General features: G+C 68.9%; 14 protein-coding genes. 8 read left to right on the top strand and 6 right to left on the bottom strand.

Annotated features, from left to right (window positions below):
* Positions 1 to 88: 88 nt before the first annotated feature.
* From hemE to ACPEH8_RS14305, 4 genes are all read right to left on the bottom strand, one after another.
* Positions 89 to 1,162: a uroporphyrinogen decarboxylase gene (hemE, locus tag ACPEH8_RS14320; protein ID WP_136003084.1), complete on the bottom strand. Its 1,074-nt coding sequence runs from the start codon at positions 1,160 to 1,162 to the stop codon at positions 89 to 91.
* Between the two features lie 66 nt (positions 1,163 to 1,228).
* Positions 1,229 to 1,480, bottom strand: coding sequence for a WGR domain-containing protein (locus ACPEH8_RS14315; RefSeq protein ID WP_136003085.1), 252 nt, complete (start codon positions 1,478 to 1,480; stop codon positions 1,229 to 1,231).
* 71 nt (positions 1,481 to 1,551) lie between these two features.
* Entirely contained in the window at positions 1,552 to 2,661 is a 1,110-nt protein-coding gene (gene aroB, locus ACPEH8_RS14310; RefSeq protein ID WP_136003086.1) for a 3-dehydroquinate synthase, read from the bottom strand.
* Positions 2,658 to 3,200: a shikimate kinase gene (locus ACPEH8_RS14305; protein ID WP_136003087.1), complete on the bottom strand. Its 543-nt coding sequence runs from the start codon at positions 3,198 to 3,200 to the stop codon at positions 2,658 to 2,660. The genes aroB and ACPEH8_RS14305 overlap by 4 nt, the downstream gene beginning before the upstream one ends.
* A 95-nt stretch (positions 3,201 to 3,295) precedes the next feature.
* Between ACPEH8_RS14305 and ACPEH8_RS14300 the strand changes: the two genes are divergently transcribed.
* The gene (locus ACPEH8_RS14300; protein ID WP_262072004.1) at positions 3,296 to 3,499 is read left to right on the top strand and encodes a dodecin family protein; all 204 of its coding nucleotides are present in this window, start codon (positions 3,296 to 3,298) and stop codon (positions 3,497 to 3,499) included.
* Here ACPEH8_RS14300 and ACPEH8_RS14295 read toward each other — a convergent pair.
* Positions 3,468 to 4,328, bottom strand: coding sequence for a kinase (locus ACPEH8_RS14295; protein ID WP_313217669.1), 861 nt, complete (start codon positions 4,326 to 4,328; stop codon positions 3,468 to 3,470). The genes ACPEH8_RS14300 and ACPEH8_RS14295 overlap by 32 nt on opposite strands.
* A gap of 41 nt (positions 4,329 to 4,369) precedes the next feature.
* Between ACPEH8_RS14295 and pdxH the strand changes: the two genes are divergently transcribed.
* The gene (pdxH, locus tag ACPEH8_RS14290) at positions 4,370 to 4,969 is read left to right on the top strand and encodes a pyridoxamine 5'-phosphate oxidase (RefSeq protein ID WP_136003090.1); all 600 of its coding nucleotides are present in this window, start codon (positions 4,370 to 4,372) and stop codon (positions 4,967 to 4,969) included.
* A complete protein-coding gene (aac(6'), locus tag ACPEH8_RS14285; RefSeq protein WP_262072006.1) occupies positions 4,966 to 5,427 on the top strand; it encodes an aminoglycoside 6'-N-acetyltransferase in 462 nt (153 codons plus the stop codon). The genes pdxH and aac(6') overlap by 4 nt, the downstream gene beginning before the upstream one ends.
* A gap of 19 nt (positions 5,428 to 5,446) precedes the next feature.
* Here the strand turns inward: aac(6') and prpR are convergent, their stop codons facing one another.
* Positions 5,447 to 7,066, bottom strand: coding sequence for a propionate catabolism operon regulatory protein PrpR (gene prpR, locus ACPEH8_RS14280; RefSeq protein ID WP_136003092.1), 1,620 nt, complete (start codon positions 7,064 to 7,066; stop codon positions 5,447 to 5,449).
* A 157-nt stretch (positions 7,067 to 7,223) separates the two neighbouring features.
* On the opposite strand from prpR, the gene prpB reads away from it, so the two are divergent.
* The 5 genes from prpB (at position 7,224) to ACPEH8_RS14255 (ending at position 14,808) form a co-directional block, all read left to right on the top strand.
* Entirely contained in the window at positions 7,224 to 8,114 is an 891-nt protein-coding gene (gene prpB, locus ACPEH8_RS14275; RefSeq protein WP_051008596.1) for a methylisocitrate lyase, read from the top strand.
* Positions 8,115 to 8,143: 29 nt separating this feature from the next.
* Positions 8,144 to 9,301, top strand: a complete 1,158-nt coding sequence (prpC, locus tag ACPEH8_RS14270) for a bifunctional 2-methylcitrate synthase/citrate synthase (protein ID WP_017355921.1) — start codon at positions 8,144 to 8,146, stop codon at positions 9,299 to 9,301.
* A 139-nt stretch (positions 9,302 to 9,440) separates the two neighbouring features.
* Positions 9,441 to 12,056 (top strand): Fe/S-dependent 2-methylisocitrate dehydratase AcnD, encoded by a 2,616-nt coding sequence (acnD, locus tag ACPEH8_RS14265; protein ID WP_017355920.1) that lies wholly within the window; start codon positions 9,441 to 9,443, stop codon positions 12,054 to 12,056.
* Positions 12,057 to 12,110: 54 nt separating this feature from the next.
* Positions 12,111 to 13,292 (top strand): 2-methylaconitate cis-trans isomerase PrpF, encoded by a 1,182-nt coding sequence (gene prpF / locus ACPEH8_RS14260; RefSeq protein ID WP_312708232.1) that lies wholly within the window; start codon positions 12,111 to 12,113, stop codon positions 13,290 to 13,292.
* Positions 13,293 to 13,353: 61 nt separating this feature from the next.
* On the top strand, positions 13,354 to 14,808 hold the full coding sequence (locus ACPEH8_RS14255; RefSeq protein ID WP_017355918.1) for a bifunctional 2-methylcitrate dehydratase/aconitate hydratase: 1,455 nt from the start codon (positions 13,354 to 13,356) through the stop codon (positions 14,806 to 14,808).
* Positions 14,809 to 14,822 lie beyond the last annotated feature (14 nt).

The raw sequence follows: 14,822 nt of genomic DNA, 5'->3' as shown, positions 1-14,822 counted from the left end.
CCGCGTCGTCGGACCGGGAGGCGCCGGTCTCCCGCCGCGGGGACCCAGCTGTGGCGCGCAGTGCCGGGTGCTGCCCGGCATCTGCCCCTCAGCGCCGGCTCAACCGATGCACCGCGTCCACCAGCACGCCGACATGGTCGGGGTTCATGTCCGGCGACATGCCATGCCCCAGGTTGAACACGTGGCCCTCGCGCGAGCCGCCGTTGCCCTCGGCATAGCTGTCGAGCACGCGGCCGGCGGCACGCTCGATGGCCGCCGGGTTGCCGTAAAGGGTGGCGGGGTCGAGATTGCCCTGCAGTGCGACGCGACCACCGGTGCGGGCCACGGCGTCGGACAGGTCCAGGGTCCAGTCCACACCGAGTGCATCGGCGCCGGTGTCGGCCAGTGCGCCCAGGTGCAGGCCGGTGCCCTTGCCGAACAGGATCAACGGGGTGCGCTGGTCGCCCTGGCCGCGCTCGAGCGCCTGCGCGATGCGGGTCAGGTAGCGCAGCGAGAACTCGCGGTACATCGAGGGGCTGAGCACGCCGCCCCAGGTGTCGAAGACCTGCAGGACCTGGGCGCCGGCGGCGCGCTGGGCCGCCAGGTAGGCGATCACCGCATCGGTGACCACCGACAGCAACTGGTGCAGAGCGGCCGGCTCGTTCAACGCCATCGCCTTGATCCGGGCGAAGTCCTTGCTGCCACCGCCCTCGACCATGTAGCAGGCCAGCGTCCACGGGCTGCCGGAGAAACCGATCAGCGGGACCTTGCCATCGAGTTCGCGGCGGATCACGCGCACTGCGTCCATCACGTAGCGCAGTTCGGTCTCCATGTCCGGCACCGCCAGCCGGGCGATGGCGGCGGCATCGCGTACGGGGTGACGGAACCTGGGGCCTTCGCCATCGACGAAGTACAGCTCCAGGCCCATCGCATCGGGAATGGTGAGGATGTCCGAGAACAGGATCGCCGCGTCCAGATCGAAACGGCGCAGCGGCTGCAGGGTGACTTCGCAGGCGATGTCGGGCGTCTTGGCCATCGCCAGGAAGCTGCCGGCCTTGGCGCGGGTGGCGCGGTACTCCGGCAGGTAGCGGCCGGCCTGGCGCATCAACCAGATGGGGGTGCAGTCCACCGGTTCGCGGCGCAGGGCACGCAGCAGTCGGTCATGGCGGGAGGGGCTGGTCACGGAACGCTTCCTTGGAATCTGGTGGCGCAGGGCCGAACGAAAGGGGGCTGGCGGCGCGGTGGCCGCCTAGCGCGGCGGGTCGCCGGGGCCGCGGGTGAGGGTGTAGCCGCGGTGCAGGTGCGCATCGCGCGCCTTCTCGAAGGCGGCCTGCGCCAGGTCTTCCTGCAGGAACAGCTCGCGGCGCAGTTGCCCGCGCCCGCCGATGGAGCCGGACTCGTGCAGCAGCTCCCAGCCGCCGAACAGGTCCGGCTGCAGGGTGAGCTGTAGGTAGCGGGCCGGGTCGGCACCGCGGGCGAGTTGGTGCAGGAAAACGCGCATGTGCCGATTGTAGCCGCGAACGCCGGAGGCGGCCGTGGACGCCGCCCCGGGTGCGGCAGACGGTCGCAGCCTCAGCCGGCGGCAAGCACGCGCAGCACGTCGGCTTCGTCGACGTCGGCCACGACCTCGGCGCGGCCGATGCCACGCCACAGCACCAGACGCAGGCGGCCGGCGATGTTCTTCTTGTCCAGCCGCATCCGCGCCAGCAGGGCGTCGGGCGCCAGTCCCGGCGGAATCGTCACCGGCAGTTCGTAGCGCGCCAGCAGATCGCGCAGCTGCACGGTGTCGGCCTCGGTACTCATGCCCAGCTGGGCCGACAGGCGTGCGGCCAGTACCATGCCCACCGCGACTGCTTCGCCGTGGTTGAGGTTGTCATTGCCCGGTGCGCCGTAGCCCTGTTCGGTTTCGATGGCGTGGCCGAAAGTGTGGCCGAGGTTGAGCAGCGCGCGCTCGCCTTTTTCCAGCGGATCGCGGGCGACGATCTCGGCCTTGTGCTCGCAGCTGCGTGCGATCGCCTGGGCCAGCGCGGTGTCATCACCGGCCAGCAGCGCGGCGTGCTCGGCCTGCAGCCACTGGAAGAACAGCGGGTCGCCGATCGCGCCGTACTTGATCACTTCGGCGAGGCCGGCACGCAGCTCGCGCGGGGGCAGCGTACGCAGGGCGGCGGTATCGGCGATCACCGCGCGCGGCGGGTGAAAGGCGCCCACCAGGTTCTTGCCTTCGGGAATGTCCACGGCGGTCTTGCCGCCGACCGAGGAATCGACCATCGCCAGCAGCGAGGTCGGCAACTGCACACAGTCCACGCCCCGCATCCAGCAGGCCGCCGCGAAGCCGGCGAGGTCGCCGGCGACGCCGCCGCCGAGCGCCATCACGCAGGCATCGCGGGTGGCGCCGAGCGCGGCGAGTGCGGTGAGCGCCGCGCCGAAATTGTCCAGGGTCTTGGAGGCTTCGCCGGCCGGCAGCACGAGCGTGCCGATCAGCAGGTCCGGGCGGGCGTCGAGCAGGGCGGTCTTTACCCCGTCAAGGTACAACGGCGCCACGGACGAATCGCTGAGCAGCAGCACATGGCGGCCACGGACGTGGCGGGCCAGCAGGGCACCCTGGCCGAGCAGGCCCGGGCCGATATGGATGGTGTAAGGCGAGTCGCCGCCGACGGCGACGGTGCGGGGAGCGGGGGTCATGCGGGGGTGTCCTGTCGCTGCCATTGCGCGGCCAGGCGCAGCACCAGCTGCGCGGTGGCCTCGGCGGGGGTGTAGAGATCGGTATCCAGGGTGAGGTCGGCCAGCCCGCGGTACAGCGGGTCGCGCAGGGCGGCCATCTCGTGCAGCACCTGTTCGCGGTCCGGGCGCTGCAGCAGCGGGCGGCCGCGGTCACGCGCCAGGCGTTCAAGCTGGGCCGGCACGCTGACCCGCAGGTACACCACAAAGCCGCGCCGGGCGATGGCCGCGCGGTTGTCCGGGTCCAGCACGGCGCCGCCGCCGGTGGACACCAGCTGGTTGCGGCCGGTCAGCAGTGCCTGCAGCACCTGGCGTTCGTGCTGGCGGAAGCCGGCTTCGCCGGCGTGCTCGAACAGGGCCGGAATGCTGGCGCCGGTGGCCTCGACAATGGCCTGGTCGGCGTCGACGAAGTCCAGCGTGAAGCGCTCCGCCAGGCGGCGCCCGATGCAGGTTTTGCCGGCACCCATCGGGCCGATCAGGATCAGGTTCGGAGCGGGATTCATTACCCGCGATCCTAACATCTCCGTGCCACGGCCTTTACGCGCCGGCCCGCATGGTGGGCTGCGCGGAATGTCCCGCGCGCAGCCGGAGCCTGTCCATGTCAGTGGCCAAAATCATCGAGATCAATGCCTCCTCCAAGACCAGCGTCGAGGACGCCGTCCGCAGCGGCCTGAAGAAGGTATCCGAGACGGTGAAGGGCATCCAGGGCGCCTGGATCAACGAGACCAAGGTGGTCACCGACGGCGACGGCACCATCACCGAATGGCGGGTCAACCTGCGGGTGACGTTCCTGGTGAGCTGAGAGGCGCTGCCGGCACGACGCGGCGCTGCTCGTCCAGCGTGATCACCCGGTCGGCCAGGGCCGGCAGCGTGCGCAGCGCCTGCCGGCTGACCCGTTCGTAGTACTGCACGAACCGCTCCAGCTGGGCGCGGCTCATGCTGCTGCGACCGGGCTGGGCGGCCTGCAGGTTCTGTTCCTGCTGCCAGCGCCAGCGCGGGACCACCGAGAAATCCGGCGGCTGCAGGAACCACAGCCGGTTGCAGCGCTGCCACAGGGCCGGATAGTCCTTGGCCAGCGCCTCGTTGCACCAGCGCCGCCAGCGCCCGTCCGGGTCGGCCTCGCGCTCGAGCGCGTTGAGCGGTGCCGCCAGTGCGGCCCCGGTCTCGGGTGGCGTGCCGAGAAACCAGCCTTCGAACACCAGCAGGTCCAGTGGGCCTGCCAGACGTGGCCATGCCGACGCCGGCTCGCGCTCGTCGGCCAGCTTGTCGAAGCGGGGCAGGGTGACCGGCCCGCCGGTGGCGACCGCATCGAGCGTGGCGTGGGCCAGAGGCAGATCGTGGGTGCCGGGCGGACCACGGGTCAGCAGCAGCGGGTGCACCTGCCGTGCCAGGCGCTGACGCTGCGCCCGGGTCAGGTAGACATCATCGATGGAGAGCATCGCCGCGCGCAGGCCACGCGCCTCCGCCAGGGCCACCACCTGGGCGGCCAGCGTCGATTTGCCGCTCCCCTGCAGCCCGCTGATCGCCAATACTGGACGGGCCGCACCACACCCCAGTGCATCGTCCAGCGCCTGCGCGACCAGCGTATCTGGAAATCCTTTTGTGGCGGGCATGTACGCAGGTGCGGGCATGCAGCGACAATAAACCCAAACCGCGCGACAAGAAAACCGCCATGACCGATCTGTATGCCGAAGCGTTGTCCACCTTTGCCGGGCTGTTCGAAGAAGCCAAGGCAAGCCGCGAAGTCGAACCCAATGCCATGACGGTGGCCACCGCCGGCGCCGGCGGGCGGCCATCGGCGCGTACCGTGCTGCTCAAGGCGTTCGATGCGCGTGGCTTCGTGTTCTACACCCACCTGGCCAGCCACAAGGGCCGGGAACTGCAGGAGAACCCGCATGCGGCCCTGCTGTTCCTGTGGCGCAGCCTGCGCGAGGCCGGCATCCAGGTGCGCATCGAAGGTGCGGTGGAGCAGGTGGCCGACGCGGAGGCCGATGCCTACTTCGCGTCGCGTCCGCGCATGAGCCAGATCGGTGCATGGGCCTCGCTGCAGTCGCAGACCCTGGCGTCGCGCGAGGCATTCGATGCGCGCGTGGCGGAGATCGAAGCGCGCTTCGACGGCCAGGACGTGCCGCGTCCGGCGGGTTGGAGCGGTCTGCGCGTAGTGCCGCAGCGCATCGAGTTCTGGTACGGCGCGCAGTTCCGCCTGCATGAGCGCTGGTGCTATGAGATCGACGCATCCGGCCAGTGGAGCAAGCGGCTGCTGTTCCCGTGAGTGCGCCTGCGCCCGTGATCCGGCAGGCGGTGCCCGCCGACGCGGCGGCATGGGCGCGGCTGAGGCTGGGGCTGTGGCCCGACGCCGACGACCCGGTTGATGCGTTGGCGCTGTCGCTGGCCGACACCGACGGGGCGGTGCTGCTGGCGTGTACGGCCGACGGCGAGGCGATCGGTTTTGCCGAGGTGCGGCTGCGCCGCGACTACGTCAACGGCACCGACAGCTCGCCGGTTGGCTTTCTCGAAGGCTGGTACGTGCAGCCGGGCTGGCAGGGCCAGGGCACGGGACGCACGCTGCTCGATGCGGCGGCGGCCTGGACGCGCGCGGCCGGCTGCAGCGAACTGGCCTCGGACAGCGCGCTGGACGCGGTGGCCGCGCATGCGGCGCATCGTGCGTGCGGATTCGAGGAAACCGAGCGCGTGGTGTACTTCCGCATGGCGCTGCAGCCGCTGCCCTGACGCGCGTACCGCGTGGCCGCTAGACGATCGCGGCGGCGCGCAGCCATCGCCACAGCGTGGTGCGCGAAACGCCGAGCTGCGCGCACGCCTGCTCGCGGTTGCCCCCGCACGCGGCGAGGACCTGCTGCAGCGTGACGGCGTCCGGCCGGGCGGCGGCGGCCGCCCCCACCCCCGACGGCGGCGTATCGACCCGGGCAGGCGCGGGCGCGCGGGGCAATCCGTCCAGTTCCGGCACCCACTGCAGCATCTGCGCCAACGACAGGTCGCCTGGCCGGTGCTGCCAGTGGATGCGCAGCCGGTCGACCACGTTGCGCAGTTCCCGCACGTTGCCCGGCCACGGCGCCTCGCCCAGCCGCTGCAGCGCTGCCACAGAAAGGGGCGAGGCGGTCTGGCCGAGCTGCCGGAAGAAGTGGGCCACCAGCAGCGGAATGTCCTCGCTGCGTTCGCGCAGGGTGGGCAGGGCGATCCGCAGCGCCGCCAGCCGGAAGTACAGATCGCGGCGGAAGCGCTGCGCCTCCACCAGCGATTCCAGGCTCTGCAGCGTGGCGGCGACCACACGCACATCCACCGGCGTAGGTTCGGTCGCACCGACGCGCAGCACTTCGCGCTCTTCCAGCACCCGCAGCAGGCGGGTCTGCAGCGGCAGTGGCAGCTCGCCGATCTCGTCCAGGAACAGCGTGCCGCCCTCGGCCGCTTCGACCAGGCCCACGCGCCCACCCCGGCGCGCGCCGGTGAAGGCGCCTTCGGTATAGCCGAACAGCTCGGCCTCCAGCAGCGATTCACTGATCGCCCCGCAGTTGAGCGCCACGAAGCGGCCGCGCCGGCCACTGGCGGCGTGCAGCTGGCGCGCCACCAGTTCCTTGCCGGTGCCAGTGGCGCCAGTGACCAGCACGGTGCTGTCGTGCGGGGCGTACAGCGCGATGCGATCGCGTACCTGCTGCATCGGCGGACTGTCGCCGAGCAGGGCGTGGTCGGCATCGCGGTGCCGGGCCGGCGGCCGGCGCCGCGGCGACGGGGCACCGGACCGGGCCAGGGTCTGGGTCAGTTCCAGCGCATGCTCGAATGCCTGCCGCACCGAATCGGCCGAGTACAGCAGCACGCCCGGCAGGCCCACCTGCTCGGCATGATCGATGGCCATGCCGGTGCCGACGATCACCTCGATGCCGTTGGCGCGCATGTCGGCGATGCAGTCGCGGGCGTCTTCACGGGTGACAAAGCGGCGGTGTTCGATGTCCAGCCCGAAGCTGTGCTGGAAGCTGCCGAAGGTGGGCACGTCGGTGGCATGGGTGACCAGGCCGATGCGCGGTGCGATGCGCCGCGCGCGCGCCAGCGCTTCCATCAGGTCGAAGCCGTTGGCCTGGATCGGCACCAGCGGCACCTCCAGCCGGCTGCGCAGGTAGGCCGCGTTGGAGCCGCCGGCGATCACGACATCGCAGTGCTCGCGACGCAGCCGCTGGCCGATCACGTCCACCGCTTCCTCGAAGCCGAGGTTGATCGGCACGATCCGTGCGCGGCGGTCGAATTCGGGAATCACATCGCCGAGCAGGCCGGTCAGGCGGGAGACGCTCACCGTCCAGATCACCGGCAGGTGGCCGGGGTCCGGGTCGGGCAGGCGAGGGCGCGGCAGGATGACGGACATGGCGTTGTTTCAATGTTTCGGTTCCATCCATGTTACATGTGTTTCATTGGACCGACATGAAACGTCGCTGCCGTGGTCCAGTCTCAATGAATTCATGGGGTTGCGACTTGGCACGGCCCTTGCGCCTGTCCTCCCGTCACTCACGATGGAATGCCACATGAGCTCCTCTGTTTCCTCCGCGGGCAGCCGCTTCCGCGCTGCGCTGGCCGCCGAATCGCCCCTGCAGGTGATCGGCGCGATCAACGCCAACCACGCCCTGCTGGCCCAGCGTGCCGGCTACCGGGCCATCTATCTGTCCGGCGGCGGCGTTGCCGCAGGCTCGCTGGGCCTGCCGGACCTGGGCATCAACACCCTGGAAGACGTGCTGATCGACGTGCGCCGCATCACCGACGTCTGCGACCTGCCGCTGATGGTGGACATCGACACCGGCTTCGGCCCCAGCGCGTTCAACATCGCGCGCACCGTAAAGTCGCTGATCAAGGCAGGTGCGGCCGCCTGCCATATTGAAGACCAGGTCGGCGCCAAGCGCTGTGGTCACCGTCCCGGCAAGGAAATCGTCACGCAGGGCGAGATGGTTGACCGCGTGAAGGCCGCCGCCGATGCCAAGACCGATCCGGATTTCTTCCTGATCGCGCGTACCGACGCCATCCAGGTGGACGGCGTGGACGCGGCGATCGAGCGCGCCATCGCCTGCGTGGAGGCCGGTGCCGATGGCATCTTCGCCGAGGCCGCCTATGACCTGGACACCTACCGCCGCTTCGTCGATGCGGTGAAGGTGCCGGTGCTGGCCAACATCACCGAGTTCGGCAAGACCCCGCTGTTCAGCCGCGATGAACTGGCCTCGGCCGGCGTGGCAATCCAGCTGTTCCCGCTGTCCGCGTTCCGCGCCGCCAACAAGGCCGCCGAGAACGTGTATGAGACCATCCGTCGGGAAGGCCACCAGCGCAACGTGGTCGACGCGATGCAGACGCGCGAGGAACTGTACGACCGTATCGGCTACCACGCCTTCGAGCAGCAGCTCGATGCGCTGTTCGCCGCCAAGAAGTAAGACCGAAGCACTGTTTTCCTGGAGGGATCATGAGCGAAGCAACCACCGCCCCCGGCTTCAAGCCGAAAAAGTCCGTCGCCCTGTCGGGCACCGCCGCCGGCAACACCGCACTGTGCACCGTTGGCCGCAGTGGCAATGACCTGCACTACCGCGGCTACGACATCCTGGACCTGGCCAACACCAGTGAGTTCGAGGAGATCGCCCACCTGCTGGTGCACGGCAAGCTGCCTACGCGCGCCGAACTGGTCGCCTACAAGGCCAAGCTGAAGTCGCTGCGCGGCATCCCGGCCGCGGTCAAGGCTGCGCTGGAAGAGCTGCCGCCGTCGGCGCACCCGATGGACGTGATGCGCACCGGCGTGTCGGTGCTCGGCTGCGTGTCGCCGGAGAAGGACGACCACAACCACCCGGGCGCGCGCGACATCGCCGACAAGCTGATGGCCTGCCTGGGCTCGATGCTGCTGTACTGGTACCACTGGAGCCACAACGGCCGCGCCATCGACGTGGAAACCGACGATGACTCCATCGGTGGCCACTTCCTGCACCTGCTGCACGGCGAGAAGCCGCAGGATTCGTGGGTCAAGGCGATGCACACCTCGCTGATCCTGTACGCGGAGCACGAGTTCAACGCGTCCACGTTCGCCTGCCGCGTCATCGCCGGCACCGGCAGCGACATGTACAGCTGCATCACCGGCGGCATCGGCGCGCTGCGCGGCCCCAAGCATGGCGGTGCCAACGAAGTCGCCTTCGAAGTGCAGAAGCGCTATGACTCGCCCGACGATGCAGAAGCCGACATCAAGGCGCGCGTCGAGCGCAAGGAAGTGGTCATCGGCTTCGGCCACCCGGTCTACACCGTCAGCGATCCGCGCAACAATGTGATCAAGGACGTGGCGCGTGAGCTGTCGACCGAGCAGCAGAACCTGAAGATGTTCGACATCGCCGAGCGGCTGGAAACGGTGATGTGGGACATCAAGAAGATGTTCCCGAATCTGGACTGGTTCAGCGCGGTGAGCTACCACATGATGGGCGTGCCGACGGCGATGTTCACCCCGCTGTTCGTCATCGCACGCACCTCCGGCTGGAGCGCGCACATCATCGAGCAGCGCGTCGACGGCAAGATCATCCGGCCGAGCGCCAACTACACCGGGCCGGAAGACCAGGCCTTCGTGCCGATCGACCAGCGCAGGTAAGACCGACGTACCGCACCCGTTCGCGGGTGCCTTGCGGAGCAGGCCGGCGCGATGCCGGTCTGCTCCGTTGCGGCGTCGCACCTCCTTTTTTGCCGGTGTCACGACGCCCCGGCCCGCCAACAAGCAGCTATCGCCAGCCATGAACAGCAACTACCGCAAGACCCTTCCCGGCACCTCGCTGGATTATTTCGATACCCGTGCCGCCATCGACGCGCTGCAGCCCGGCGCCTACGCCACGCTGCCGTACACCTCGCGCGTGCTGGCCGAGAACCTGGTGCGCCGCTGCGACCCGGCCACGCTGGACGCCTCGCTGCGCCAGCTGATCGAGCGCCGCCAGGACCTGGATTTCCCGTGGTATCCGGCGCGCGTGGTCTGCCATGACATTCTCGGCCAGACCGCGCTGGTCGATCTGGCCGGCCTGCGCGATGCCATCGCCGATGCCGGGGGTGACCCGGCCCAGATCAACCCGGTGGTACCGACCCAGCTGATCGTCGATCATTCGCTGGCGGTGGAGTACCCGGGCTTCGACAAGGCTGCCTTCGCAAAGAACCGCGCCGTCGAAGACCGTCGCAATGAGGACCGGTTCCACTTCATCAACTGGACCAAAAAGGCGTTCAAGAACGTCGACGTGATTCCGCCGGGCAACGGCATCATGCACCAGATCAATCTGGAGAAGATGTCGCCGGTGATCCAGGTGCGCGAGGGCGTGGCCTTCCCGGATACCTGCGTCGGCACCGACAGCCATACCCCGCATGTCGATGCGCTGGGCGTGATCGCGATCGGCGTGGGCGGCCTGGAAGCGGAGAACGTGATGCTCGGCCGCGCCTCGTGGATGCGCCTGCCCGACATCATCGGCGTGGAACTGACTGGCCGCCCGCAGCCCGGCATCACCTGCACCGACATCGTGCTGGCGTTGACCGAGTTCCTGCGCAGGGAGCGCGTGGTCGGCGCCTGGATCGAGTTCTACGGCGAGGGTGCAACGGCACTGACCATTGGCGACCGCGCCACCATCTCCAACATGACCCCGGAGTTCGGCGCCACCGCGGCGATGTTCTCCATCGACCAGCAGACCCTGGACTACCTGCGCCTGACCGGCCGCGAAGAAGCCCAGGTGCAGCTGGTGGAAACCTATGCCAAGGCCACCGGCCTGTGGTCGGACGATCTGGCCCAGGTCGAGTATCCGCGCGTGCTGCAGTTCGATCTGTCCAGCGTGGTTCGCAACATGGCGGGCCCGTCCAATCCGCACAAGCGCGTGGCGACCACCGATCTGGCCGCGCGCGGCATCGCCGATGAAGCCAAGCTGGCCTCGGGCAAGGTCGAGCAGGAACAGGGCCTGATGCCCGACGGCGCGGTCATCATCGCGGCCATCACCAGCTGCACCAACACCAGCAACCCGCGCAACGTGATTGCTGCTGCGCTGCTGGCGCGCAATGCAAACCGTGCCGGTCTGGCCCGCAAACCGTGGGTCAAAAGCTCGCTGGCGCCCGGTTCCAAAGCCGTGCAGCTGTACCTGGAGGAGGCCGGCCTGCTTGGCGACCTGGAGCAGATGGGCTTTGGAATCGTCGCCTTCGCCTGCACCACCTGCAACGGCATGAGCGGTGCGCTTGATCCGAAGATCCAGCAGGAAGTGATCGACCGCGACCTGTATGCCACGGCGGTGCTGTCGGGCAACCGCAACTTCGACGGCCGCATCCATCCGTACGCCAAGCAGGCGTTCCTGGCCTCGCCGCCGCTGGTGGTGGCCTACGCCATTGCCGGCACTGTGCGCTTCGACATTGAAAAGGATGCGCTCGGCCATGACGCCGATGGCAACCCGATCACGCTGAAGGACCTGTGGCCCAGCGATGCCGAGATCGACGCGGTGGTGGCCGCCAGCGTCAAGCCGGAACAGTTCCGCCAGGTCTACGACCCGATGTTCACCTTCAAGGTGGAGCACGGCGCGCCGATCAGCCCGCTGTATGACTGGCGTCCGCAGAGCACCTACATCCGCCGTCCGCCGTACTGGGAAGGCGCGCTGGCCGGCGAGCGTCCGCTGCGTGGCATGCGTCCGCTGGCGGTGCTGGGCGACAACATCACCACCGACCATCTGTCCCCGTCCAATGCGATCCTGGCCAGCAGTGCGGCCGGCGAGTACCTGGCGAAGATGGGCCTGCCGGAAGAGGACTTCAACTCCTACGCCACCCACCGTGGCGATCACCTCACCGCGCAGCGCGCCACCTTCGCCAACCCCAAGCTGATCAACGAGATGGTTGTGGTCGATGGGCAGGTGAAACAGGGCTCGCTGGCGCGCGTGGAGCCGGAGGGCGAGGTGACCCGCATGTGGGAAGCGATCGAAACCTACATGGCGCGCAAGCAGCCGCTGATCATCATCGCCGGTGCCGACTACGGCCAGGGCAGCTCGCGCGACTGGGCCGCCAAGGGCGTGCGCCTGGCCGGTGTGGAGGCCATCGTCGCCGAGGGTTTCGAGCGCATCCATCGCACCAACCTGATCGGGATGGGCGTGTTGCCGTTGGAGTTCAAGGAAGGCGTCAACCGCAGAACGCTGGGCATCGACGGCACTGAAACCTTCGATGTGATCGGCGAACGCGTGCCGCGTGCCGAGCTGACGCTTGTCATCCACCGCCGCAGCGGTGAGCAGCTCAATGTGCCGGTCACCTGCCGCCTGGACACGGCCGAGGAAGTGTCCATCTACGAAGCGGGCGGCGTGCTGCAGCGCTTCGCCCAGGACTTCCTGGAATCCTCGCAGGTCGCCTGATCCACCCGCCTCACGACGGCCCGGCGACGGGCCGTCTTCCTACCAGGACTTCTCATGGCGTTTCTTCCCCAGCTCCGTATTCCCGCCACCTACATGCGCGGTGGCACCAGCAAGGGCGTGTTCTTCCGCCTGCAGGATCTGCCCGTCGCCGCACAGACGCCGGGGGCGGCCCGCGATGCGCTGCTGATGCGCGTGATCGGTTCGCCCGACCCCTATGGCAAGCACACCGACGGCATGGGCGGCGCCACCTCCAGCACCAGCAAGTGCGTGATCATTGCCGCGCCGTCGGTGCCTGACCACGACGTCGACTATCTGTATGGCCAGGTCTCGATCGATGCCGCGTTCGTTGACTGGAGCGGCAACTGCGGCAACCTCAGCACCGCAGTCGGCCCGTTTGCGATCAGCAACGGCTTCATCGATCCGGCGCGTGTGCCGCGCGACGGCATCTGCACGGTCCGCATCTGGCAGGCCAACATCGGCAAGACCATCCTGGCGCACGTACCGATGGCAGGGGGGGAAGTGCAGGAGACTGGCGATTTCGAGCTGGACGGGGTGACGTTCCCGGCGGCCGAGATCCAGCTCGAGTTTCTTGATCCGTCCGACGATGGCGAAGGCGATGGCGGATCGATGTTCCCGACCGGCAACCTGGTCGATACCCTCGATGTGCCCGGCGTGGGCCGCTTCGAGGTGACCATGATCACCGCCGGCATTCCCACCCTCTTCCTCAACGCGGCCGACCTGGGCTACACCGGCACCGAGCTGCAGCCGGCGATCAATGAGGACAAGGCCGCGCTGGCACGGTTCGAAGCGATCCGCGCGCACGGTGCGGTACGCATGGGCCTGATCGACAGCGTCGAGCAGGCGGCCACGCGCCAGCACACGCCCAAGGTCGCCTTCGTCGCACCCGCGCAGGACTACGTGTCCTCCAGCGGCAGGCGGATCGCGGCCGGCGACATCGATCTGCACGCGCGCGCGCTGTCGATGGGCAAGCTGCACCACGCGATGATGGGCACGGCCGCGGTCGCCATCGGCACTGCCGCGGCGATTCCCGGCACACTGGTCAACCGCGCCGCCGGCGGCGGCACGCGCGAGGCGGTCACCTTCGGCCATCCGTCCGGCACGCTGCGCGTGGGCGCCCAGGCGGCCTGCGTTGACGGCCAGTGGACAGTCACCAAGGCCATCATGAGCCGCAGTGCGCGCGTGCTGATGGAAGGTGCGGTGCGCGTCCCCGTGTAAACCGCATCGCCTACCCACGTCGAGCGGGGCTCCGCCCCGCTGCCACAGCAGGAGCGACACCATGTCCAGCGGCAGCCCCCCGTCCAACGAGCGCGTCGCCTGGGACGCGGTGATGACCGACATCGTCGACTACGTGCGCGAGTACCCGGTGGAATCGCCCCTTGCGTACACGACCGCGCGGCACTGCCTGATCGATACCCTGGGCTGCGGGCTGGCGGCGCTGTCGTTTCCGGCCTGCAGCAGACTGCTCGGGCCGCTGGCGCCGGGAACCCGGGTGGTCCACGGGGCCAGGGTGCCGGGTACCCGGTTCGAGCTGGACCCGGTGCAGGCCGCCTTCAACATCGGGGCGATGGTGCGCTGGCTGGATTTCAACGACACCTGGCTGGCCGCCGAGTGGGGCCATCCCTCGGACAATCTCGGCGGCATCCTGGCCACTGCCGACTGGCTCAGCCGCAATGCCGAGGCACTGCGTCGCCCCCCGTTGACCATGCGCGACGTGCTCGTGTCGATGATCAAGGCGCATGAAATCCAGGGCTGCCTCGCACTGGAAAATGCCTTCAACCGGGTCGGACTGGACCACGTGGTGCTGGTCAAGGTCGCCTCCACTGCCGTGGTCGCGCACCTGCTCGGGCTGGACCGCGAACGCATGCTCAACGCGGTGTCGCTGGCCTGGGTGGACGGACAGGCCCTGCGCACGTACCGGCATGCGCCGAACACCGGTTCACGCAAAAGCTGGGCGGCCGGCGACGCAACCAGCCGCGCGGTGCGCCTGGCGCTGATGGCGGCCACGGGCGAGATGGGTTATCCCAGTGCCCTGACCGCGCCGACGTGGGGGTTCTACGACGTGTCTTTCGGCGGGCAGCCGTTCCGCTTCCAGCGTCCCTACGGCAGCTATGTGATGGAGAACGTGCTGTTCAAAATCAGCTACCCGGCCGAGTTCCACGGCCAGACCGCGGTGGAAGCGGCCATGCAGGTGCACGCCCGGATGCGGGCGGCCGGCAGGCGCAGTGAGGACATTGAGCGGATCACCCTGCGCACCCAGCAGGCCTGCCTGCGGATCATCGACAAGCCCGGGCCGCTGCACAATCCGGCCGACCGCGACCACTGCGTGCAGTACATGGTCGCCATCGCGCTGATCTTCGGCCGGCTGGTTGCCGAGGACTACGAGGACGACGTCGCCGCCGATCCACGCATCGACCCGCTGCGCGCGCGCATCGCCTGCGTGGAGGAGCCGCGCTTCACCGCCGACTACCTGGACCCGGACAAGCGCAGTATCGCCAACGCGCTGCACGTGACCTTCAAGGACGGCACCACGCTGGAGGAGACGGTCGAGTATCCGCTTGGCCACGCCCGCCGCCGCGCCGAAGGCATTCCGCTGCTGGAGGACAAATTCCGCCGGCACCTGGCCGGCCTCTTCCCGACGGTGCAGCAGCGCCGCATCCTGGACGCCTCGCTCGACCCGGTGGTGCTGGAGGCGATGCCCGTCCACGAGTACGTGGACCTTTACGTGGCGTAGTGCCCGGCGCTGCC

The organism is Stenotrophomonas sp. NPDC077461 (assembly GCF_049545475.1).
GTDB classification, from domain to species: Bacteria; Pseudomonadota; Gammaproteobacteria; order Xanthomonadales; family Xanthomonadaceae; genus Stenotrophomonas; species Stenotrophomonas nematodicola.
This window is presented reverse-complemented; position numbering and strand designations above follow the sequence as displayed.